The sequence below is a fragment of the Tardiphaga sp. 813_E8_N1_3 genome (genome assembly GCF_051811025.1).
Lineage (GTDB): Bacteria > Pseudomonadota > Alphaproteobacteria > Rhizobiales > Xanthobacteraceae > Tardiphaga.
Window position 1 is genome coordinate 3,581,760 of sequence record NZ_JBPWQE010000001.1, and the last position, 22,243, is coordinate 3,604,002.

Genomic DNA, 22,243 nt, shown 5'->3' on the forward strand with positions numbered 1-22,243 from the left:
CGAATCCGCCCTAGTTTCTCTGCGAGCCGTCCCATAACTAGACGCCCTCCCCTGGAACCTCGATTGTCGCCATCAATTCTCCGGTGACCGGCAGCGGTGCGACCTGCGGCGCCCATTCGGCGAGAAGGGCGGCAAATGTCTCAACGTTCCAAAACCAGTTATGTCCCAGGAACTGGTCGAGCGTTCCGTCCGGCACCACAATCGCGACAAGCCCTCCAGGCTTGCAGATGCGCACCAGTTCCGCCACCACGCTTTGCGGATACTCCAGGTGCTCCAGCACATCCGTGCACGAGACGACGTCAAACGAGGCCGTCTGATAAGGCAGCGTGCGGTCAATAACGAACTGCTGGAACGCCCCGTCCGGATAAGTGCGCTGTGCGTTCTCGACAGCCTTGCCGGAAAAGTCTAGACCGGACACACGGACGCCCGGTCGACGCCGTCGAATCTCTCCCAGCAGATCCCCGACCCCGCAACCGATATCGACGATATTGGCGTCAGCAGCGATGCGATGTTCGATACGGTCAACGATTTCGACCTTCAGCTTCTCCCGCACACTGTCGGCTTCGATCCGATATTCATGCAGGTTGTCGGCCTCTCCCCACAGCAGATCATAACCTTCCGAACTGTTATCTTCGGTGATCCATCCAACGCCAAGCTCCGTCCGCCGTTCCTGGCCCGGTAGCAGCACTGCACGATATCGATTTTTGGGCACCAGCAAGAATCGGTCAGCAGGACCGAACACGTGAGTTCCTTTCGGCACGTAGTCGTATTCCCCTTTCGGGATGTGATCCCAGCCGTTTTCCGAATAGGGAATGCGACGACGCTCCGGCTCCGGCTGCGGTCCGCTTATCAATCCCGACAATCTCTTTGCTAATCGACGGATCAATGCCACCGAAGCTGCTCCTTGTCACACATAGAGGCAAAGGCCACGGTCACCCTTGGCGCTTGCTGCTGCGCATCGCCGCGCTGATTGGCTTGCAGCGAACATTGTCAGGCAACCGGTGCCCCAACGATACTCCCGGACGCCACGGCCTCCAGCGCAAAATCGCTGTTGATGAACATGATCGCATTGTTGTCCGAATACAGGAATTTATCGGACGGATGCAGCACCACCATACGGGCTGCACCGAACCAATAGAAGAGATGAACGCCCACCGTCTTGCGGGATATTCCCATATTGAACGTGTAGGCCCCAGGCCGAAAGTTGGGATCCTTCATGACGACCCTGAGCGAATATCGTCCGGCCTCGACACGCTTCCATTCCAGCCCCTGCTCATAATTGTCGACTGTCACGATGAAACGGTAATGAACCGCATCGACCGTGAATCTGATCAGCAGGTCTTCTTGCGCCTCCTTCAGTTCCACGTCCGCGGTAATGAGGATCGGTTCGCCGAAACCGAATTCCTCCTTCGGCTGTTCTGTGCCAACATCGCGCAACACCACATCGGTGCATATGGCGTCGCCGGTGCCGCCCTTGTTGTGGCCATAGGAATTTGGAATGACTTCCTCGGCGCTCGTGCCGGCCTCATTGTCCGACTCGATTTTCCCGGCGTGCGTACCGGCCGCGATTTCGAACTGCGCGGCCGACGTTTTGGCATTTCGCGAATTCTGATCGTCATAGGCGCGGATGACGTCCTCGACAGGCCCCTCGACGAGCACCTTGCCCTTGTCCATGAAGAGGCCGCGGTCGCAAACGGACCAGATCGCGCCCGGGGAATGCGAGACCAGAATGATCGCTGCACCGTCGCGTTTCAGACGCAGAATATGGTCGTAGCACTTCTTCTGGAAATTCATGTCGCCGACGGCGAGCACCTCGTCCATCAGCAGCACATCGGGACGGCTGAGCGCAGCAATCGCGAAGCCAAGGCGTACATACATGCCACTCGAATAGTTCTTCACCGGCAAATCGATGAATTGGCCGAGCTCCGCAAAAGCAACGATCTCGTCCATCAAGCCATCGATTTCGCGGGTCGACAGGCCGAGCAACGCACCATTAACGTAAACGTTCTCCCGGCCGGTCAGCATCGGGGCAAAACCTGCCCCGGCGGCGATCAGCGCGCCGACCCGCCCCTTCATCTGGACCATGCCACGATCAGGCGCATATACACCGTTGAGAATTCTCAGCAGAGTCGTCTTGCCGCTGCCGTTCACACCCATGATCCCGAGCGCCTGCCCGCCGCGCACCTCGAAGCTGGCGTCGTTCACGGCCCAGAATTCGCCTTCGCGCAGCGTTTCGCTATTGGAGCGGCCGAGCAGCCGCGCGCCGATGTCGCGCAGGCCATAATTCATCGACTGACGAAGTGTCAGGCCAAACTTTTTCGACACCCCTTCGGCGCGGATAGCCCAATCTTTGCTTGTCACAGGCGCTCCGAAACCTTGTCCTTGATGATATAGAAGGCGTGTATGCCCACCCAGAACACCACCAGCGCAAATATCGTCGAGAGCGTGAAGCCAAGTGGATTTGGCACCCGACCGAGCACAAATAGCGAGCGCGGCGTGTCTACTAAATAGGTCAGCGGATTCCAGAGAACGATGAATTGCAGCACCGGGTGCTCGAACTTGGTCTCGTAGATGACCGGGGTGACATACATCACGAGGTTAATCAGGGTCGTGGCCATCCCGGTGACGTCGCGCGCGACGGCGCCGACGACGGATAAAATCAAACCCATACCAACGCCCAACAAGATAATCGGGAGTATCGCGAACGGATAAAGAACTGCCCAAGCCGATGGCAGCATACGAACCGTCATCATGACGATCGCCAGCACGACGAAGCCCACGAGTACTGAGTACGACAGCGGCGCCAGTCCGGTGACGGCCAGGCCGATTTTTGGGATGTTAGTACGCATGATAAGATCGGTGTTGCCGATCAGGCCATTTGCCACATTGCCCATTGCAGTCATGAAAATCGCCCACAACGTCGTGCCAATGAAAACAAAAACCGGATACGGGTAGCCGATGTCCCCCGGATTCAGAATGCCGGTCGACTGCATGAAGACAAAACTGGCAATGCCAATCAGGGGGACAATCACGATCCAGAGATAGCCAAGCAGCTTCTGCCGGAACCCCACAACGAAATCGCGTCTAAACAGATGCCATACGACATGACGTGACCAGTACAGCTCGCCGAAAGCCATGCGCAAAGACGTTAGTGGACTGAGTGACGGCCCCATCGCGGTATAAGTGCGCACTACTGTCCGCGACCGAAGGTCGCCTTGGAAATCGGTCGCCATCATATGTTCCCGTCTGTCGGCCGCACCGCCAGGAAGGAATAAAGACGCCCAGGCGTATTGTCGCGTGCATTGATTGCCGCAACGAGACGGCTGAACAAAAATCTGCCGAGCGGGTGGCGACGATCGAACAGCGCATTCGTCACGGGCCGGCCGATCTTGTCTGCGACGGGACGCGTGCAATAGAGGAAGTGTTGATCGGTCGTCATCGGGAAATAGTTGATCGGGGAATCAAGCGGCGCCATCACGTTGTCGACCCGCAGCCCGGCGCTTCGCATGGCATCGAGATATTCAGAGAGAAGAAACGCGTTCTCGCCGCCATAGAATTTATGAAGCGCATGCTGTTGTAGAAACGTGTTCAAATCGGCGCGACGTGTCAGCACATGCTCGCGCGTGGCGACCACCACGCCGCCGGGTTTGAGCACGCGGAATATCTCGCGACATGTCTGCTGCAGATCGCGGGCGTGGTGCAGAACCTGCCGGCAGTTGACCACGTCAAACGTCGCGTCGGCGAATGGCAGTCTCTCCGAATACTCCGCAGCGATTTCGATCGGGTAGCCGGTCGCCTGCGAGAGCATCCGAATTGCGCCTGCGCCGACCAGGTTGCTTGGATCCGGCTCGAGCGCGGTGACCTGCCAGCCATCCCGGGCCAGGGCATAGCTGCTGATGCCACGCCCCGCGCCCATATCAAGCGCGCGCCCTGACGCCGGCGGCAGCAGCGCAGCAATGGCCTTCCACTCTTCACTGTTCCAGAAGCGCTCGGCGGCTTCGCCGAGCGGATCGTCGAAATAACAGGCGCGGACCAAAACCTGCTGTTCAGGCTGACCGCGCAGCCACTCGACAGCTTCTTCCCAGGTCATCTGACTCACCATTACCGAAGTGTCCCATGTCGACATCGCCGACGATTGTCGTCACACCGTCAGCGCGACGGAGCATCCAAGCTTTGCCGCAGGCGACTTCTACCGAGCGCGCCAATTAACTCAAAGTCGCACAGGCCACAATCGCGATGCGGCCCCGAAACATATCAAGAACCCGCGTGATGAGAACGATGTCCCGAGGGGGCGCCGACTGCCTATCGGAGTTCCTTGATCGGACGGGCTGGATTTCCTGCGACGAGGGTCCAGGGCGCTACATCTTTCGTGACAACGGATCCCGCAGCGACCACGACCCCCTCACCGATGGTGACGCCCTTTAACACAGTTGCGTTCATGCCGATCCAGGACTTTGACCCGATCGAGATCGGAGCCATCTCGACGACGCTCCAATCCTTTGAGCGGCTAGCATCGGCCAGTCCACCCGACAAGAGGCCGGCACGCCAATCCGCCACATCCTGGCTGCGGCGACGCCAATCCAGCGAATGGGAATCATGATCCACGATCGTGCACCCCCAGGACACCAGGACATCGTCGCCGATGCTGACGCCTGTCGCACAGATGATCGTCGAGGAACCGAGATAGCTGCGCTCGCCAATGGACACGTTGCCGACGTCCCTCTCGAGCACAATCCGGCAACCGATCACCGATTGCTTGCCAAAAGAAACCCGCTCCTTGGCACTGCCAGAGCGGCAATCGATGACCGCACCTTCCAGCAGCGGAGCATCCGAGTCGGCCGAGATCATTGAAGCGGTCGCCACGCGAGCAATCGCATCGCGCCGGCGTAGAACGGCATCCCTGCCGCGAATGAGAAAGCGCCTGATCATTTCAATGGGACAATCTGAGGTGTGATGTTACAGCGATAAACGACACCCGGCGGCACATCGTCAACCACCGTCGCGCCCGCAGCGATGATGCTGCCAGCGCCAATTCTCACGCCGCGTAGGATTGTCACGCCGAAGCTGATCCAGACGTCATCCTCGATAATCACCGGCGCCGAGTGGATACCAGGCAACTCATCCGCAGATGTCGGATGACCACGGGTGATCATGGTATGGAAGTGCTCATGCCGCTCAACCGCATTGGCGGAATGCGCCGTCCCGTCATGGATATTCACATTGTGCGAAATCAAAACACGATTGCCGATCTCGATGGAATCCATCGACCAGATCTCCGACCTGACACCTATGTAGCACCACTCTCCGATGCGGATTTTACCGCCATGTGCATAGGTCAACAGACGCCCGCGTATATAGCTGCTGCGTCCAATTTCGATATTGGCCCGATCTTCCGTCAGGTTTTCAACACTGCCCTCGGGCAGCACTGTCGCCCCCGGATGAAGGATGAAATTCGTGACGGGCGACGAGGAAACGCGCTCGCGCTCGAAAGCGCGCGCGAGTCGAGAAACGACGCCACGCTTCACGCGATCAACGAAACGCATACGCGAGCCTTGCTTTGAATCGTCCCAGCTGGGAACGCCACCCCGATCTTGTCTGCGGGTTTGCCGGTGCAACCGCAGCCGTACCGGCGACGAAGGCTTCGAGCTGCTCCAGATGCTCTTGCTCAAACGAAACCTTTTCCGGAAACCGCGGCGGCTGCTGCATGCGCCAGGCATCCGGATCGATACCTGCCTGCCCCGTGAAATCTGCATCGCCACAATGGACACCGGATCCATCGAAACCGCCGTTCCATACCAATGTCTGCGCGGGATAAACCACCAGTCCGCGGCGGCGAGAAACTGCATACCACCACAAAATACCCCAGGAATCGTTGCGGCCGGCAAGACGATCGTCCAGCATGCCGTTATAGAAGCCTGGACCGGCAAGATCGAACAACTGCTTCCATTCAGCGTCGCGCCGAGCCTCATCCAGCGCATGCGGCTGCCAGGCGAAAGCCTCCCAGGCGCGTTTCCAGGTCGCCCAGCCCCAAGTCGTCGTCACCGGCAGTAGAAATGCATCCGTCGACAGATTCTTGGGCGGGCTCAGCGTATAACCGCCAACCTGCATGACTGCCGCATCGTCCGCGTATCGATCGAGCGCGGAAATCATGAAGTCGAGAAAGTCCGAACCGAGAACGAGATCGTCCTCGATGACAATGACGTGCCCATAGCGCTCGCAAAGCGCCGTTGCGCCGGCGTGTATCGAGCGGGCAAGACCCAGATTCACGTCGCGCTCAACCAGTTCGGCGTCGAGACGCGAAGCCCAGTCACGCAGCACAGCACGCGTGGCCTCAATCTGCGCTCGTGACGCCTCACTTGCCTCAGTCTTGGGCCCATCGGCGAATAGGAACAGATCGCATTCGTCGAAGCGTCGGCATGCCGCGAGTGACCGCAACGCACGATCTGCATGCTCCGGTCGGTTGTAGGCAAAAAATGCGATGGGAGTACGATTCATTGCTCGTTCGGTATGATTTATGAGCATGCTGCAGCGGTTCTAGCGTGCTCCCACAACACACGCGAGGAAAAACAGCCGCTGATACAGAAGTCTAGGGCACGCAACGTGCGATCGCTGCACCGCCTCCGATTTCATATCAACGCCACCAACCGCATCCTCGAAACAAACGCCCCCATCGAGACACCTTGCATTCTAAGTATTCTCATCGCCAATAATGCGAAAAGTCGCTCCGATGCGCGACGCGGTGATAAACGGTCTGGTTTGGGCGCCATCAACTCGTTTCCGGCCTTTTACAGGGTCGTTACCATACTCGCAAGCTTCGCAAGGGCGACCGACCGTAATCATAACCGGTTAGACTCATTGTTGAATTTCGCTCCGACCGATTCCGCCGCAATCCCAGAACCTGCGCGTGAGTGGTGCAACGCAATCATGGAACTATTGGCGAGATCCCAGATTTGCAGGATCGCACGAGTACAGACATTATCACCACAATGGTTCTCGTGCGCCCATGCCGTGCGAGTCGGAGCCCTCTGAATGCCCTTCCCGCGCGCCTCGCAGGCCCTCTCACGGTTTACCGTTCTCGACCTCACCCGGATCCGTTCGGGCCCGACAGCGGTGCGGCAGTTCGCGGACTGGGGCGCCAATGTCATCAAGATCGACGCGCTGAGCGATGACGCGGGTTCCGAGCAGCCCGGCGGCCCCCGGCAGGGCTCGGACTTCCAGAACCTGCACCGCAACAAGCGGGCCATGACCTTGAACCTGAAGGACCCGCGCGGTCTCGCCGTGTTCAAGCGTCTGGTCGAGAAAGCCGATGTGGTGGTCGAGAATTTCCGCCCGGATGTTAAGGCCCGGCTTGGCATCGATTATGAGAGCCTGAAGGCGATCAATCCGGGCATCGTCTACGGCAGCATTTCCGGCTTCGGCCAGGATGGCCCCTACCACAAGCGGCCGGGCTTCGATCAGATCGCCCAGGGCATGGGCGGCCTGATGTCCATTACAGGCGCCCCCGGCGAGGGCCCGATGCGGGTCGGGATTCCCGTGGCCGATCTCACCGCCGGGCTGTTCTGCGCGCTGGGCGTGCTTACAGCCCTACTGGAACGCGATGTGTCCGGTCAGGGCCAGTGGGTTCAGACCTCGCTGCTGCAAGCGCAGATCTTCATGCTGGATTTCCAGGCCGCGCGCTGGCTGATGGAACAGGACGTGCCCAAGCAGGCCGGCAACAACCACCCGACCAGCATTCCCACCGGCGTGTTCAAGACCTCCGACGGCTACATCAACATCGCCACCACCGGCGGCAAGATCTGGGAGCGCTGCGCGCAGGCGATCGGCGCCCCTGATTTGATCACCCATCCCGATTACGCCACCGGCCCTGCCCGCTCGAAGAACCGCGACGCGCTCAACGCCGCAATCAGCGCCTGCACCGCAAAGCGCACCACCGAGGAATGGGTCAACGACCTCAATGCCGCCGGCGTGCCCTGCGGTCCGATCTACTCCGTCGACCAGATGTTCGAGGACGCGCAGGTCAAGCACCTTGGCCTCGCGCAGGACGTCCCCAACGACCAGAACCGCAAGATCACGCTGGTCGGTCAGCCCTTCACGCTGTCGCGCACGCCGAGCCACATGGCCGCTCGGCCACCAGAAGTCGGCGAGCAGACGGAGGAGCTACTCGCCGAGTTTGGCTTCGGCGCCGAAGAGATCGCCGAATTGCGACGAGGCAAGGTGGTCTGAGGCCGCGAGCTGTCAAATACTGTGAAAATTAACGCCATAGGCTGCATTAATCGGGAGCACATATTCGTCCGGTGCAGTCGATCGGAGATCGTGCTGCGCCTCGAACCCGCCGGAAAGCTCCATGACCGCACCGCACCGCGTGGCTATCCTGATCCCCTGCTTCAATGAAGAGGTCGCAGTCGCGACGGTCGTGAACGATTTCCGCAGGGCGCTGCCCGCCGCCACGATTTATGTCTACGACAACAACTCGACAGATCGCACGGGTGAAGTAGCCTCGCAGGCGGGTGCGATTGTTCGCAGCGAGTCCCGTCAAGGCAAAGGTCATGTCGTTCGCCGCATGTTCGGTGACGTCGATGCCGATATCTACGTTCTCGTCGATGGCGATGCGACCTACGACGCGACATCCGCACCAGCTATGATCGAAGCGCTGTTAAACGATCGCCTCGACATGGTGGTGGGCCGCCGCATTGAGCAGCAGGTTGCTGCCTATCGCCTTGGCCACCGTACCGGTAACTCACTGCTTACCGGCTTTCTGTCAATGACGTTCGGTCAGAACTTCAAGGATGTGCTGTCAGGCTATCGCGTATTCTCGAGACGCTTTGTCAAATCCTTCCCGGTGCTGTCCGATGGTTTCGAGATCGAGACCGAACTGAGCGTTCATGCGCTGCAGCTCGCACTACCGGTCGCTGAAATCGAGACGCCGTATTACGCGCGACCGCAGGGCTCCACCAGCAAGCTCAACACGTGGAAGGACGGCTTCCGGATCCTCGGCACCATCATGAAGCTCTATCGTTCGGAAAAGCCGCTGCGCTTCTTCGGCACAATTGGCCTGTTTTTCGGCATCGTCTCCATCGGCCTCGCGATTCCCATCACCGTCACCTATCTGGAAACGGGGTTGGTGCCTCGGCTACCCACCGCCGTGCTCTCGACTGGCCTGATGATCGTCGGCGTGCTCTCATTTTCGTCGGGCCTCGTGCTCGACACTGTCACCCGCGGACGCCGCGAGATAAAGCTGCTCGCATATCTGGCGCAGCCGTCACTGCCGGATTAGGCCTCCATCCAGCCAAGCACGAGCACGATTTACGTCGTTACCGGCGTCGGCCGCCAGATGCGTGCAACGGCCGTAAAGGCACGATCGATCACCGGCCAGAACAGCAGCGTAATCGCCAGCGTGGTGATGGTGCCGACGAGGCCATTGGACCAGAACACACCGACGCTGCCGCCGGAGCCGATCATGGCGAGGCGGAACGCATCCTCGGCACGGCTGCCGAGCACCAGCGCCAGCGTGAATGGCGCGAGCGGAATACCGATCTTCTTGAACACATAGCCGACGACGCCGAAGCCCAGCATCAGCCAGATGTCGAACATGGCATTCTGGATCGCATAGGCCCCGATGGCACAGGACACTACGATCATCGGGGCCACTGCCGCAAACGGCACGCGCAGGATCGAGGCGAAGACCGGCACGGTCGTCAGCACGATGACGAGACCGACCACATTGCCGAGATACATCGAGGCGATCAGGCCCCAGACGAAATCCTTGTGCTCGACGAACAGCAGAGGGCCTGGATTGAGGCCCCACACCATCAGGCCGCCGAGCAGGATCGCCGCGGTGCCCGAGCCCGGGATGCCGAGCGCCAGCATCGGCAGCAGCGCTGCGGTGCCGGAGGCGTGGGCGGCCGTTTCCGGCGCGAATACGCCTTCGATACGGCCCTTGCCGAAACTCTCGGGATCCTTGGAGAAGCGCTTGGCGAGGTTGTAGCCCATGAAGGACGCTGCAATGGCGCCGCCCGGCGTGATGCCGAGCCAGCAGCCGATCACCGACGAGCGCAGCAGCGTTACCCAGTATTTCGGCAGATCCATCCAGACCTTGAGCACCGTACGCAGGCTGATCTTGGCGGCGTGGCCACGCAGCGCGAGGCGTTCTTCCATGGTGAGCAGGATTTCGCTGATGCCGAACAGGCCGATCACCGCGACGAGGAAGTTGATGCCGCGCAGGAGATTGTCCGAGCCGAAGGTCATGCGCAGATTGCCCGACACCGTGTCCATGCCGATGCCGGCGATCAGCAGCCCCAGCGCCATCGAGATGACGGTCTTGTGCTTGGCCTCGCGGCCGAGACCGACGAAGGAGCAGAAGGTCAGCAGATAGACCGCAAAGAATTCCGGCGGCCCGAATTTCAGCGCGAAGGATGAAATCATCGGCGCCAGAAATGTGATCAGCATCACCGCCACCAGCGACCCGATGAAGGATGAGGTAAACGCTGCCGTCAGCGCCTCCGCGGCCTTGCCTTGCTGCGCCATCGGATAGCCGTCGAAGGTGGTGGCCACCGACCACGCCTCGCCGGGGATGTTGAACAGGATCGAGGTGATGGCGCCGCCGAACAGCGCGCCCCAATAGATACAGGACAGCATCACGATGGCCGAGGTCGGATCCATGGTGAAGGTCAGCGGCAGCAGGATGGCGACGCCATTGGGGCCGCCGAGGCCCGGCAGCACGCCGACAAAGATGCCGAGCACGAGACCGACGACCATCAGCGAGATGATCTTCCAGGTCATCAGCACGGCAAAGCCGTGCATCAACAATCCAAAGGCTTCCATAGTTAAAGTCCTAGCGACCGAGAGCCGATTCGATCGGCCCCTTCGGCATGATGACGTCGAACGCGACATCGAAGGTGACGAACATGATCGCGGTGAACACGAAGGCGGTGAGCAGCGACTTCCACAGCGCGATCTTGCCGACCATGCGCATAAAGCCGGCGATCAGCACGAAACTCGCGACATAAATGCCGAGAAACTGCGTGGCGAGACAAAACAGTGCGGTGGGAATGAACACCAGCGCCACGCGCCACAATTGTGCGCGGGTGACGAAAGTGTCGGCTCCGCCGCTGCGGGCGAAGAATGTCGTGATCAGCCCGTAAAGGCTGGCGCCGCCGAGAATGACCGAGAGATAGAACGGGAAATAGCCGGGCTGAGGCCCGGTGGAATCCCAGGCGATGCCGGTGCGCCAGTTGTCAAAGCCAAGCACGATGGCCAGTGCCAGCAGGACCAGCGAGACGATGATCTCGATGGTGCGCGTGCTGACTACGGAGGGCGAGTCGTCCTCCGGTGCGGTGGGATCTTCGACGATGATTTCGAGGTCGGTGTTGGACATTGGGGTCTCGCAAAGAATATTTGCTAACCTCTCCCCGCTCTTTTGCGGAGAGAGGTCGAAGCCAGAGCGAAGCGATGGCTTCGGGTGAGGGGCAAGGCACGAGAATAGAGCTAATGCAGAGTTCTCGGATCGAAGAACCCCTCACCCTACCCCTCTCCCCGCAAGAGCGGGGCGAGGGAGAAGAAGCGGCGGCGCAGCCAATATTACTTCGCGACAAACCCCGCTTCGGTCATCAGCGACTTGTTGAGCGCATCGTCCTCTTCGAGGAACTTGAGCATCTCCGGCCCCTTCAGGAAGATCGGCTTCAGCGCCTGCTTCTCCATGTAGTCCTTGTACTCGGCCGTCTTGGTCACCTTCTCGAACAGGTCGACATAGAAAGCCTGCTGCTCGGGCGTCACCTTGCCGGGCAGGAACATGGCGCGCAGCATCAGATACTGCACGTCGAGGCCCTCTTCCTTGCAGGTCGGGATGTCGTTCCACGACTGCGTCTCGGTGACCTTGGTCTTGTAGGAGATGCGTTCCTTGTCGAACACGCAGAGCGCACGCACCTGACCGGCGCGCCAGACTTCAAGATTCTCTGAAGGGTTGTTGACGTTGGCTTCGGTGTGATTGCCGACCAGCTGCGTCGCCGCCTCGCCGCCCGACTTGTAAGGCAGATAAGAAAACTTGGCGCCGGTCTGCTTTTCCATGAACACAGTCAGCACATGGTCTTCACGCTTGGATCCGGTGCCGCCCATCTTGAACGGTGACGATGCAGCCTTGGCCGCCGCGATGAATTCCTTCACGGTCTTGGCGCCACCCGCATTATCCCACAGCACGAACTGGTCCATCGCCACGACGGAGACCGGCGTGAGGTCGCGCCAGTTAAACGGGATCTTGGCGGAGAGCGGCAGCATGTAGATCAGCGAATAGGCGATCAGCACCTTGTTGGCGTCGCCGTCGCTGGATTTCATGTAGATCAGCGCTTCCGCACCGGATGCGCCACCCTTGAGCGACACCACCACCGGCGCCTTCATCAGATTATTCTTCTGGATGGCAGCCTGCATCATGCGCGCCATCTGGTCGGAGGCGCCGCCGGCGCCCGCTGCAACGACGATTTCGACGGGCTTCGTGGGCTCCCAGGCCATGGCCGGCGACGTGGCCGATGAGAGGATGGGCGCGCTGGCGAGCACGGCTGCAAGCGCAGCTGTGGCCCTGATCGACTTGGACATTGGTTTCTTCCCTGTAGAGATCGGCGGACATTGGATGCCCGCCATTTTTCATTGGTTCTATTGTGCGGGGTATTGACCGTGACTTCAAGCATGTCCCGCGCATGCGAAGGCCGACTTTGGTCAGGGGCCGGCACCCTGTTTAGCTGCCGGCGGCGGAATGAGGCGATCGCCCGAGACCGCCGCCTGCCCGTTATTTGCCCTGCCAGTTCGGCTTGCGTTTGTTCAGAAAGGCATCCATGCCCTCGCGGAAATCCTCGCTCATATAGGCCTTGAGCACGAGATCCTTGCCCTCCTCGCGGGTCAGAGTCGGGCGCAGGCGGCGCACGGCTTCCTTGGTCACTTCGAGGGTGATCGGCGCATGGCTGGCGACCAGCTGCGCGAGTTCCAGCGCGCGGCGCTGCAGCGTCTCGACATCGGGCACGATCTCGTTGATCAGACCCAGCGCCAGCGCCTCATCAGCCTCGATGAGGCGGGCGGTGAAGATCATGTCCTTGGTGCGGGCCGGTCCGACCAGCGCCATCACGCGGCTGATATTGGACATCGACAGGCAGTTGCCGAGGGTGCGGGCAATCGGGAAGCCCATGCGCGTGGCGGCCGTGCCGATGCGCAGGTCGCAGCAGGCAGCGATGCCGGCACCGCCGCCGGTACAGGCGCCGGCGATGGCGGCGATGGTCGGCACTCGGCAGGTCTCCAGCGCGGTGAGTACACGGTCGATCCGCGCTTCGTAATCGAGCGCATCCTGCGCCGTCTTGAATTCGCGGAATTGCGAGATGTCGGTGCCCGAGGCAAAGGCCTTGTCGCCGGCGCCGGTCAGGATGATCGCCTTGATCGAGCGGTCCTCATTGGCGGCCTGGCAGATCTCCGCCATCCGCTCATACATCGAGAACAGCATCGCATTGCGCGCCTGCGGACGGTTGAACGTGATCTTCGCGATCCCGTTCTCGACGGAATAGAGCAGGTCTTCAGAAGCAGGCGTTGACGCGTTCATAGTGATTCTTCCTCTGGTGCAGAATTCTGCTGCAACATATTGAAAAGGCTGGAGCGATTATGCTCCAGCCTCCAGTAGATTGTTAGGCCTTAAAGACGGGAATTCGTGGGCTTTAAGCCACCGCCGCCTTGGTCATCGGCACCACGCTTTTGCCGGTCAGCACATCCATCGCTGCCATCACGCCGCCAGCGCGGTGCGGCACCTTGGCGAGTTCAAGACCCATCTCGACGCCGGCCAGTGTGCCCATCAACATCAGGTCGTTGAAGTGGCCGATATGGCCGATGCGGAAGATCTTGCCCTTCCACTTGTTGAGGCCGGTGCCGAGCGACATGTCGAAGTTTTCGAGCACCACCTTGCGGAATTTGTCGGCGTCATGCCCTTCCGGCATCAGCACGGCGGTCAGCGCCGGCGAGTGGTCGTGCTGTTCGATAGAGACCGTCTCGAGGCCCCAGGCCTTGACGGCGGCGCGAGCCGCAGCGCCGTGGCGCTTGTGACGCGCGAACACGTTGTCGAGACCTTCCTCCTCCAGCATCGCCACGCCTTCCTTGAGTGCGTAGAGCAGATTGGTGGCAGGCGTGTAGGGCCAGGAGCCGAGCTTGTTGGCGGCAATGATCTCTTCCCAGTCCCAGTAGGAGCGGAAGGAGTTGTTGGTCTTGGAGGCTGCGAGCGCCTTCTCGGAGACGGCGTTGAAGCCAAGACCCGGCGGCAGCATCAGGCCCTTCTGCGAGCCAGCCACCGAGACGTCGATGCCCCAGGCGTCGTGTTCATATTCCAGCGAGCCGAGGCCGGAGACCGTATCGACCATCAGCAGTGCCGGATGCTTCACGCGGTCGAGGAGCTTGCGGACATCTTGCGGATGGGTGACGCAACCGGTTGAGGTCTCGTTATGGACGATCATCACGGCCTTGATGGCGTGCGACTTGTCGGCAGCGAGACGCTTCTCGATCTCGGCGAGATCGGCGCCGTGGCGCCAGTCGCCCGGCACGAAATCAATATCGAGCTTGAACTTTTCGGCGAGGCCGCGCCACAGCGTGGCGAACTGGCCGGTCTCGGCCATCAGTACCTTGTCGCCCGGCGACAGCGTATTGACGATGGCGGCTTCCCAGGCGCCGGTGCCCGAGGACGGATAGATCATGACCGGCTGCTTGGTCCGGAATACACGCTGCATCGCAGCAATGACGTGGAGGCCGAGCTCGGCGAATTCGGGACCGCGATGGTCCAACGTGGGCATATCCATCGCCCGCAGCACCCGGTCGGGTACGTTGGTCGGGCCAGGAATCTGCAGGAAATGCCTTCCGGTGTGCACGGTCATGTCTCGTCCTTCCCAGATCGATTTTTTGAAGCCGATTTGATTGAAACGCCCGGATAGCACCTTTCAAACGGCTTGTCCCGCCTCTGGTATACCAGAGCGCCGAAGAAAAACGTGGGGCAGCCATGAGGATTTCTTATCCCTGCCGTATCCCCTCCCGGCGGCTGCCGGAGCCCGGCACCTCCGGGTTGCCAAGCCGGAATCCGGATGCAAGACAGGATGATAGAGGGACGAGGCGGAAATCCATGGCGAAGGCGGCAATCATTCGAAGCACGGCTGCAGACAGCGCGCTGGCGGCGAAGCTGTCGCGGGAAGTCTCCGGCCACGTCTTCTTCGACCCGTTCAATCGCGGCCGTTATGCCACTGATGCCTCGTTCTACCAGATCGTACCGTTCGGTGTGGTCGTCCCCCGTACCATCGACGAGGCGCTGCGCGCGCTGGCGATCTGTCGCGACGATGGCCGCATCGTTACGCCGCGCGGCGGCGGCACCTCGCAATGCGGACAGACTGTCAATGACGGCATCGTCATCGACCTCTCCAAACATCTCAACAAGCTCATCTCGCTCGACGTCGAGAACCGCACCTGCATCGTCGAGCCCGGGATCGTGCTGGACGATCTCAACCGGCAGCTCAAGAAACACGGGCTGTGGTTTCCGGTCGATGTCTCCACCGCGTCGCGCGCCACCATCGGCGGCATGGCCGGCAACAATTCCTGCGGTGGCCGTTCGCTGCGCTACGGCACCATGCGCGACAACACGATTGCGATGGATGCCGCACTGGCTGACGGCAATCTGCTGCATTTCGGCGAAGTAAGTTCCGGAGACGATGCGCCTGCCCTGTTTCGCGACATGCTAGCGCTCGGCGAGCGTGAAGCCACCGAAATCGCGGAACGCTTTCCCCAGGTGCAGCGCCGTGTCGGCGGCTACAATCTCGATGCGCTCACGCCGCGCAACACCGCCAACAACCTGGCGCATCTCCTCGTGGGCTCCGAAGGCACCCTCGCCTTCACCACACAGGTCGAACTCAAGCTGTGGCCGCTCATCGGCAGCAAGGCACTCGGTGTCTGTCACTTTGGCAGCTTTTATGAAGCCATGGATGCGACCCAGCACCTGGTCAAGCTCAAGCCCATCGCCGTCGAACTGGTCGACCGCACCATGATCGCACTCGGCCGCGACATCGCGATGTTCCAGCCGATCATCAAGAGTGCCGTGCGCGGCGATCCGGATGCACTCCTGATCGTCGAATTCGCGGAAGAGGATCAGGCCGCCAATGCCGCGAAGCTGAAAGAGCTCGGCGAGTTGATGGGTGATCTCGGCTTTGGCTGGAACAATCCGCCGCGCAAATGGGGCGGCGTCGTCGATGTCACCGAGCCCGCGCTTCAGGCTGGCATCGCCGAGTTTCGCGCGGCCGGCCTCAATGTCATGATGTCGATGAAGCAGGACGGCAAGCCGGTCTCCTTCATCGAGGACTGCGCGGTGCCGCTGCCGCATCTCGCTGATTACACCGACCGCCTGTCCGCGATCTTCAGGAAGCATGATACGACCGGCACCATGTATGCACACGCCTCGGAAGGCTGCCTGCATGTCCGCCCGGTGCTAAACCTGAAGCTCGACAAGGACGTTAAGGCGATGCGCGCCATCGCCGAAGAAGCCTTCGCGATGGTCAGGGAATACAAGGGGTCGCACTCCGGCGAGCACGGCGACGGACTTGTGCGCTCGGAATTCCACGCCGAAATGTTCGGCGAGCGGATCATCAGCGACTTTGCCGAAGTGAAGCATCGCTTCGATCCGCAAAACGTCCTTAATCCCGGCAAGATTGTCGATCCGCCCAAGATGGATGATCGATCGCTGTTTCGTTACACGCCGGACTATCGCGTCGGCGAACTCAAGACTGCGCTCGATTGGTCGGCCTGGCCCGGCGCCGGTGGCGGTTTCCAGGGCGCTATCGAGATGTGCAACAACAATGGCACATGCCGGAAGTTAGAGGGCGGCGTGATGTGCCCGTCCTATCGTGCAACCCGCAACGAAAGGGATGTCACCCGCGGCCGTGCCAACACGCTGCGGCTGGCGATCTCCGGCCAGCTTGGCCCGGATGCACTGACGTCGGATGCCATGGCCGACACGATGAAACTCTGCGTGTCCTGCAAGGCCTGCCGCCACGAATGCCCGACCGGCGTCGATATGGCCAAGATGAAGATCGAGGTTCTGTCCGCACGCGTCGCGAAACATGGCCTCACGCTGCGCGATCGCCTCGTCGGCTATCTGCCGCGCTATGCCGCATTGGCCGCCCGCGCCGCGCCGCTGGCAAATTTGCGCAACAAGAGCCCGCTGCTGCGCAACCTGCTTGAACGCTATGCAGGGATCAGCGCCAAGCGCAGCCTGCCGGAATGGCGCAGCGACGTATTTCACATGGATGCCGAAGCAGTCGGCCCGGCAGATGGCCGCGAGGTCGTGCTGTTCGCCGACACGTTCAACCGTGCCTATGAGCGCGAGAATCTCGATGATGCGCTGCGCGTACTCACCGCCGGTGGCTATCGCGTGCATCTGCCGAAGCCGATTGATCGCAGCACTCGCGCCTTGTGCTGCGGCCGCACGTTCCTCTCGGCCGGCCTTGTCGATCAGGCCCGCACCGAGCTTGATCGTCTCGTCGCTACCTATGCGCCCTTTGCGGCACGCGGCGTGCCGATTGTCGGCCTTGAGCCGAGCTGCCTGCTAACGCTACGCGATGAATTGCTGTCGCTACGTTCGGACGATACGGCAAAGACGGTCAGCGCCCATGCCATGTTGTTCGAGGAATTCCTGGTGCGCGAGGCCGAGGCCGGCCGCCTGCAATTGCCGCTCAAGCCTATCGCGCCGAAGGCCATGGTCCACGGCCACTGCCACCAGAAATCCTTTGGTGCGTTCAAGCCGGTCGAACAAGCTTTGCGGCTGATCCCGGATCTGAAGGTCGAGACCATCGAGTCCAGTTGCTGCGGCATGGCGGGCGCGTTCGGCTATGGCGCCGACACCTATGACGTCTCGATCCAGATGGCAGAGGCGTCCTTGCTACCCGCCGTGCGCAAAGCTGACGCCGATACGCTAATCGTCGCCGATGGCACATCCTGCCGGCACCAGATCGCCGACGGCGCCGCGCGCCATGCGCTGCACGTCGCGCGCGTACTGGCCATGAGCCTCGACGGCGCGACAACAAACGTCCATTCTTCCACGCTCAACTAGGAAACAACCGATATGGCCGACCTCACCCTCGATACAGCCCGCAAAATCATCGATGGCGCTCTCGCCAAGGTGATCGAGATGAAGCTCAAGCCCATGGTCATCACGGTGCTCGACGCTCGCGGCTGCGTGAAGGCCACCATCGCGCAAGACGGCACCAGCCTGATGCGCGGCGAAGTCGCACACGGCAAAGCCTATGGCGCATTGGCTATGGGGCTCGGCTCGCGGGCGTTGTTCAAGCGTGCCGAGGAACAGCCGTTCTTCATCGATGCTGTGAATACCATGGCGCGCGGCGCGCTGATCCCGGTGCCGGGCGGTGTTCTCATTCATGACGCATCGGGCAGCCTGCTCGGAGCGATCGGCATCTCCGGCGACACCTCAGACAACGACGAGATCGCAGCCGTCGCGGGCATCGAGACGGCCGGCCTCAAGGCCTCGACTGGCTAGAACGGCATTGTCCCGACCACCGCATCTTCCGATCGACGACAGCGCGCTCCGCCCGCTGATCGACCGCATCGGAGATGCGCATGTCAAGGCACGGCTGGAGATCGAGACCCATCGCGATCACCAGCTGTTCGGCCAGGGCCGCCTGTTCTTCAATCTGGAGAACTGGCTCACCGCGCCGCCGATCGTCCGCACCGCGCTGCAACTCACCGGCCTCTATGGCCGCGCCCGCCGCGAGGCCAACCGCGTGTTGGTCCGCGAGAATATCGTCGCCTCACCGCGCCTGCCCGCCGCGTTCGACGGCTTCACGATCCTGCATATCAGCGATCTCCACGTCGATCTCAGCGAGGATGCGCTGCGCCACCTGATCTCCTTCGTCGGCGATCTCGCTTACGACATCTGCGTGCTGACCGGCGACTATCGCGGCAAGACCTATGGGCCGTATCAGCGCGCCACCGAAGGTGTCAGCGAACTCCGCGCGAGGCTGCGCGATCCCGTCTATGGCGTTCTCGGCAATCACGACAGCATCCGCATGACGCCAGCGCTGGAAGCGATAGGCATCCGCATGATGTTCAACGAATGCGAGACGATAGCTCGCGGCGACGAGAGAATCTATCTCGCCGGCGTCGACGATCCGCACTTCTACCTTGCTGACGATATCCCCAAAGTCGCATCGCAGATTCCGAAGGACGCCTTCTCGATCCTGCTGTCGCACACGCCGGAGACCTATGCCGAGGCCGCCGAGCACAATTTCGACCTCATGCTGAGCGGCCACACCCATGGCGGCCAGCTCTGCCTGCCCGGCGGCTACGCCATCAAGCTGGAGGCCGTATTGCCGCGCCATATGGGCAACGGCGCGTGGCGCCACGAAAGTATGGCCGGCTATACATCCGTCGGCGTCGGCACCAGCCTGCTCCCGGTGCGGCTGAACTGCCCGCCGGAGGTGACGCTGCACCGGCTGAAACGCGCGGGCTAGATCATACATACGATTTACTAACCAAGGCGGCTATCGTCACGAACTGCCGTTTATTAAGCTGACAGAGCTAGTCTCAGTGCTCGCCCGACGGCTTCCAGGCAGGACAATTCTAATATGACGGTGATGATTACAGGCGGCGCCGGTTTTATAGGTTCGCATATCTGCGTGGAGCTGATCCAGGCCGGTCGCAAGGTCGTGGTCTATGACAATTTCTGCAACAGCCATCCCGAAGTCATCAATCGGATTCTACGAATTACTGGCACGGCTCCCGACGTCGTTAGAGGCGACGTGCGCGACGTACAGGCGCTGATGTCCGCACTATCGGCGCATGGCTGCAGCGCCGTCATTCACCTCGCCGGGCTGAAGTCGGTTGCGGATTCCGTCAGCAAGTCGGCTGAGTATTACGATTGCAACGTGGTTGGGACCCTCAGGCTGGCGCAGGCTATGCAGCAGACCGGCGTGCGCAATATCGTGTTCTCGTCGTCGGCGACCGTCTACGGCGAGCCGGACGTGCTGCCTTTGCGCGAGGACCACAAGCTCGCACCGTTCAGCCCCTATGGCCGCACTAAAATGCAGGCCGAGGAATTACTGAGCGACATTGCGCATTCCCAAAACCCGTTGAATGTCGCGATTCTGCGCTATTTCAATCCGGTCGGCAGCCACGAAAGCGGACTGATCGGAGAAGACCCCCATGGCATTCCAAATAATTTGATGCCCTACATCTCGCGCGTCGCTATTGGACGACTGCCCGTGCTGAATGTCTATGGCAACGATTACCCGACATTGGACGGCACCGGCATACGCGACTATATCCATGTGGTCGATCTGGCCGCCGGCCATATCGCTGCCCTTGACTGTGTCGACAACCAGAGGGTCCTTAAGGTCAATCTGGGAACCGGACGAGGCACCAGCGTGCTGGAGCTGGTTGACGCCTATGCGCGTGCGAGCGGCAAGGTGATTCCTGTCACTTTTGCGCCGAGACGCCCCGGCGATATCGCCAGCTACTATGCGAGCGGCGACTTTGCCGAAGAAACGCTGGGATGGCGTGCCCGGCGCGATATTTCGGACATGTGCCGCGATGCCTGGAACTGGCAGCAGAAAAATCCCAATGGCTATCTCGACCAGTAATCCCGCCTCGGCCAACATGCGGTCTGCGGGAATATTCGTTTTTGTATTGCTTGCAGGCGCATCGCTTCTCCCGACTGTGTTAACGCCGATTCCGGCGATGGTCGATTATGTCAACCACCTCGCCCGCATGCATCTGCTGGCCCAGAATGGGCAGCCCGGCGCCAATCCGTATTACGAGGTGCACTGGGCGCTGTACCCGAATCTCGGCATGGATCTGCTTGTCCCGCAGATCGCACGATGGGTCGGCGTCGAAACCGCAACACAGCTGTTTCTGCTCTGCAGCCAGTTACTGATCATTGGCGGCGCGCTCGCGCTGGAGCGGGTTGCAAAGGGCCGTGTTCAGATCGGCGGCTTTGCTGCGCTTCTGTTCGTCTACTGCCTACCCTTCAGCTGGGGGTTTCTGAATTTCGAATTCGGCCTGGGCATCTCGCTCTGGGGCATCGCCGCCTATCTGGCAGTGATCGAGCGCGCTCCCCTGCTACGGCTCGTCGTCAATGCCTGTTTCGTCCCGGCACTTTTCGCGGTCCATTTCTTTTCGCTCGGCATCTATGGCGCAGCCATTGGCCTGTATGAACTCTGGCGCGCGCATCAGCGGAAGGCGCCCTATCGCGCGACGTTGTTGCGCCTCGCCCTTCTCGCACTGCCTGTCGTGCTCTTGCTGGTCGTGATGCGCGCGACCTCCGGATCGGTCGGCAGTGACGGCACGGAGTGGCTGTTTCAGTACAAGCCGCTATGGCTGTTTCGCATCATGAACGGCTATAATATGACGGTCTCCGCCATCAGCGTCCTGGTCCTGCTGGTGTCGCTGTATCTGGCATTCAAACGCAACGTCTTGACGATCGAACCGGTCGGCATTTGGCTCGCCGCCGGTTTTGCGCTGCTCTATCTCGTCATCCCTTCGAAGCTTCTTGGCACGTCATTCGCCGATCTCCGGATCATCCCCGCCGCGGCGATCATCGTTGCGGCGTTTTGCTCGCTATCGCTACCGAACCGGAAATGGCTCGCTGCCGCATTACTTGTCATCAGCGGCGTTATCATCGCCAATCTTGCAACCGTGTTTGCCGTCTGGCTTTCCTATCGCGCCGACTATGCAGCGCTGATCGCTTCGTTCCAGAAGCTTCATCGCGGTGCGCTGGTTCTCGTCGGGACGAGCGGCAATGGCGATGACCCGCCGTTCAACGACCTGACACAGTATCCGATGGCCTATGCCCCGACCCTGGCCGTGCATTACGCCAATGCGTTCGTCCCCAACGTGTTCACCGAGAGCGGCAAGCAGCCCCTTCGCCCCAGTGCCACGGTGCAGCGCCTTGCCATTCCCTATGGCGGACCCGTGCCGATGCGGTTGCTCAGTGCCATTGCGACTGGCAGCGCGCCAGCCGGCACACCGTCTTTCGTCCAGACCTGGCACAGGGACTTCGACTATATCTATGTGCTCGGTCCCGCTGCGCCGAACCCGCTACCGGACAGACTGCAGGAAGTGGACCGATCGGCACGATTTGTCCTGTACAGGATCAGCCGGCAACCCTAACCGAACAGGTCGGGCCACCGCCCTCGCCTAAGCCCCAGGTTTCCAGGCTCCCCGCAAGGCCGCCTTAACCATC

General features: G+C 60.9%; 19 protein-coding genes. 7 read left to right on the plus strand and 12 right to left on the minus strand.

What is annotated here, in order from left to right; translation table 11 throughout:
• Nucleotides 1-37: 37 nt before the first annotated feature.
• From AB8A33_RS17000 to AB8A33_RS17030, 7 genes are all read right to left on the minus strand, one after another.
• A complete protein-coding gene (locus AB8A33_RS17000) occupies nucleotides 38-892 on the minus strand; it encodes a class I SAM-dependent methyltransferase (protein WP_439093825.1) in 855 nt (284 codons plus the stop codon).
• A gap of 98 nt (nucleotides 893-990) precedes the next feature.
• Complete coding sequence (locus tag AB8A33_RS17005) at nucleotides 991-2,361, minus strand: ABC transporter ATP-binding protein (RefSeq protein ID WP_439093826.1); 1,371 nt, start codon at nucleotides 2,359-2,361, stop codon at nucleotides 991-993.
• A complete protein-coding gene (locus AB8A33_RS17010; protein ID WP_439093827.1) occupies nucleotides 2,358-3,233 on the minus strand; it encodes an ABC transporter permease in 876 nt (291 codons plus the stop codon). Before AB8A33_RS17010 ends, AB8A33_RS17005 begins: the two co-directional genes overlap by 4 nt.
• Nucleotides 3,233-4,090: a methyltransferase domain-containing protein gene (locus tag AB8A33_RS17015; RefSeq protein WP_439093828.1), complete on the minus strand. Its 858-nt coding sequence runs from the start codon at nucleotides 4,088-4,090 to the stop codon at nucleotides 3,233-3,235. The genes AB8A33_RS17010 and AB8A33_RS17015 overlap by 1 nt, the downstream gene beginning before the upstream one ends.
• A gap of 212 nt (nucleotides 4,091-4,302) precedes the next feature.
• Nucleotides 4,303-4,863, minus strand: a complete 561-nt coding sequence (locus AB8A33_RS17020; RefSeq protein ID WP_439093829.1) for an acyltransferase — start codon at nucleotides 4,861-4,863, stop codon at nucleotides 4,303-4,305.
• A gap of 62 nt (nucleotides 4,864-4,925) precedes the next feature.
• Nucleotides 4,926-5,543: an acyltransferase gene (locus AB8A33_RS17025; RefSeq protein WP_439093830.1), complete on the minus strand. Its 618-nt coding sequence runs from the start codon at nucleotides 5,541-5,543 to the stop codon at nucleotides 4,926-4,928.
• Nucleotides 5,530-6,522, minus strand: a complete 993-nt coding sequence (locus AB8A33_RS17030) for a glycosyltransferase (protein ID WP_439093831.1) — start codon at nucleotides 6,520-6,522, stop codon at nucleotides 5,530-5,532. The genes AB8A33_RS17025 and AB8A33_RS17030 overlap by 14 nt, the downstream gene beginning before the upstream one ends.
• Nucleotides 6,523-7,029: 507 nt before the next feature.
• On the opposite strand from AB8A33_RS17030, the gene AB8A33_RS17035 reads away from it, so the two are divergent.
• Both AB8A33_RS17035 and AB8A33_RS17040 read left to right on the plus strand, forming a co-directional pair.
• Nucleotides 7,030-8,223, plus strand: a complete 1,194-nt coding sequence (locus AB8A33_RS17035) for a CaiB/BaiF CoA transferase family protein (RefSeq protein ID WP_439093832.1) — start codon at nucleotides 7,030-7,032, stop codon at nucleotides 8,221-8,223.
• Between the two features lie 121 nt (nucleotides 8,224-8,344).
• Nucleotides 8,345-9,274 (plus strand): glycosyltransferase family 2 protein, encoded by a 930-nt coding sequence (locus AB8A33_RS17040; RefSeq protein ID WP_439093833.1) that lies wholly within the window; start codon nucleotides 8,345-8,347, stop codon nucleotides 9,272-9,274.
• Nucleotides 9,275-9,303: 29 nt separating this feature from the next.
• On the opposite strand, the gene AB8A33_RS17045 is transcribed toward AB8A33_RS17040, so the two are convergent.
• From AB8A33_RS17045 to AB8A33_RS17065, 5 genes are all read right to left on the minus strand, one after another.
• Nucleotides 9,304-10,821: a tripartite tricarboxylate transporter permease gene (locus AB8A33_RS17045; protein ID WP_231077509.1), complete on the minus strand. Its 1,518-nt coding sequence runs from the start codon at nucleotides 10,819-10,821 to the stop codon at nucleotides 9,304-9,306.
• 10 nt (nucleotides 10,822-10,831) lie between these two features.
• Complete coding sequence (locus tag AB8A33_RS17050; protein ID WP_439093834.1) at nucleotides 10,832-11,374, minus strand: tripartite tricarboxylate transporter TctB family protein; 543 nt, start codon at nucleotides 11,372-11,374, stop codon at nucleotides 10,832-10,834.
• A 203-nt stretch (nucleotides 11,375-11,577) separates the two neighbouring features.
• Nucleotides 11,578-12,585: a Bug family tripartite tricarboxylate transporter substrate binding protein gene (locus AB8A33_RS17055; RefSeq protein WP_439093835.1), complete on the minus strand. Its 1,008-nt coding sequence runs from the start codon at nucleotides 12,583-12,585 to the stop codon at nucleotides 11,578-11,580.
• A gap of 190 nt (nucleotides 12,586-12,775) precedes the next feature.
• Nucleotides 12,776-13,573, minus strand: coding sequence for an enoyl-CoA hydratase/isomerase family protein (locus AB8A33_RS17060; RefSeq protein ID WP_439093836.1), 798 nt, complete (start codon nucleotides 13,571-13,573; stop codon nucleotides 12,776-12,778).
• Between the two features lie 112 nt (nucleotides 13,574-13,685).
• Nucleotides 13,686-14,885 carry a pyridoxal-phosphate-dependent aminotransferase family protein gene (locus tag AB8A33_RS17065; RefSeq protein WP_439093837.1) on the minus strand — a complete coding sequence of 400 codons (1,200 nt, stop codon included), beginning with the start codon at nucleotides 14,883-14,885 and terminating at the stop codon, nucleotides 13,686-13,688.
• Between the two features lie 242 nt (nucleotides 14,886-15,127).
• Between AB8A33_RS17065 and AB8A33_RS17070 the strand changes: the two genes are divergently transcribed.
• From AB8A33_RS17070 to AB8A33_RS17090, 5 genes are all read left to right on the plus strand, one after another.
• On the plus strand, nucleotides 15,128-18,097 hold the full coding sequence (locus AB8A33_RS17070) for an FAD-binding and (Fe-S)-binding domain-containing protein (protein ID WP_439093838.1): 2,970 nt from the start codon (nucleotides 15,128-15,130) through the stop codon (nucleotides 18,095-18,097).
• Nucleotides 18,098-18,109: 12 nt separating this feature from the next.
• Nucleotides 18,110-18,541 (plus strand): GlcG/HbpS family heme-binding protein, encoded by a 432-nt coding sequence (locus tag AB8A33_RS17075; RefSeq protein ID WP_068738337.1) that lies wholly within the window; start codon nucleotides 18,110-18,112, stop codon nucleotides 18,539-18,541.
• A 7-nt stretch (nucleotides 18,542-18,548) separates the two neighbouring features.
• Nucleotides 18,549-19,514 carry a metallophosphoesterase gene (locus AB8A33_RS17080; protein WP_439093839.1) on the plus strand — a complete coding sequence of 322 codons (966 nt, stop codon included), beginning with the start codon at nucleotides 18,549-18,551 and terminating at the stop codon, nucleotides 19,512-19,514.
• A gap of 114 nt (nucleotides 19,515-19,628) precedes the next feature.
• A complete protein-coding gene (gene galE / locus AB8A33_RS17085) occupies nucleotides 19,629-20,642 on the plus strand; it encodes a UDP-glucose 4-epimerase GalE (RefSeq protein WP_439093840.1) in 1,014 nt (337 codons plus the stop codon).
• 97 nt (nucleotides 20,643-20,739) lie between these two features.
• A complete protein-coding gene (locus AB8A33_RS17090) occupies nucleotides 20,740-22,170 on the plus strand; it encodes a hypothetical protein (RefSeq protein WP_439093841.1) in 1,431 nt (476 codons plus the stop codon).
• Nucleotides 22,171-22,243 lie beyond the last annotated feature (73 nt).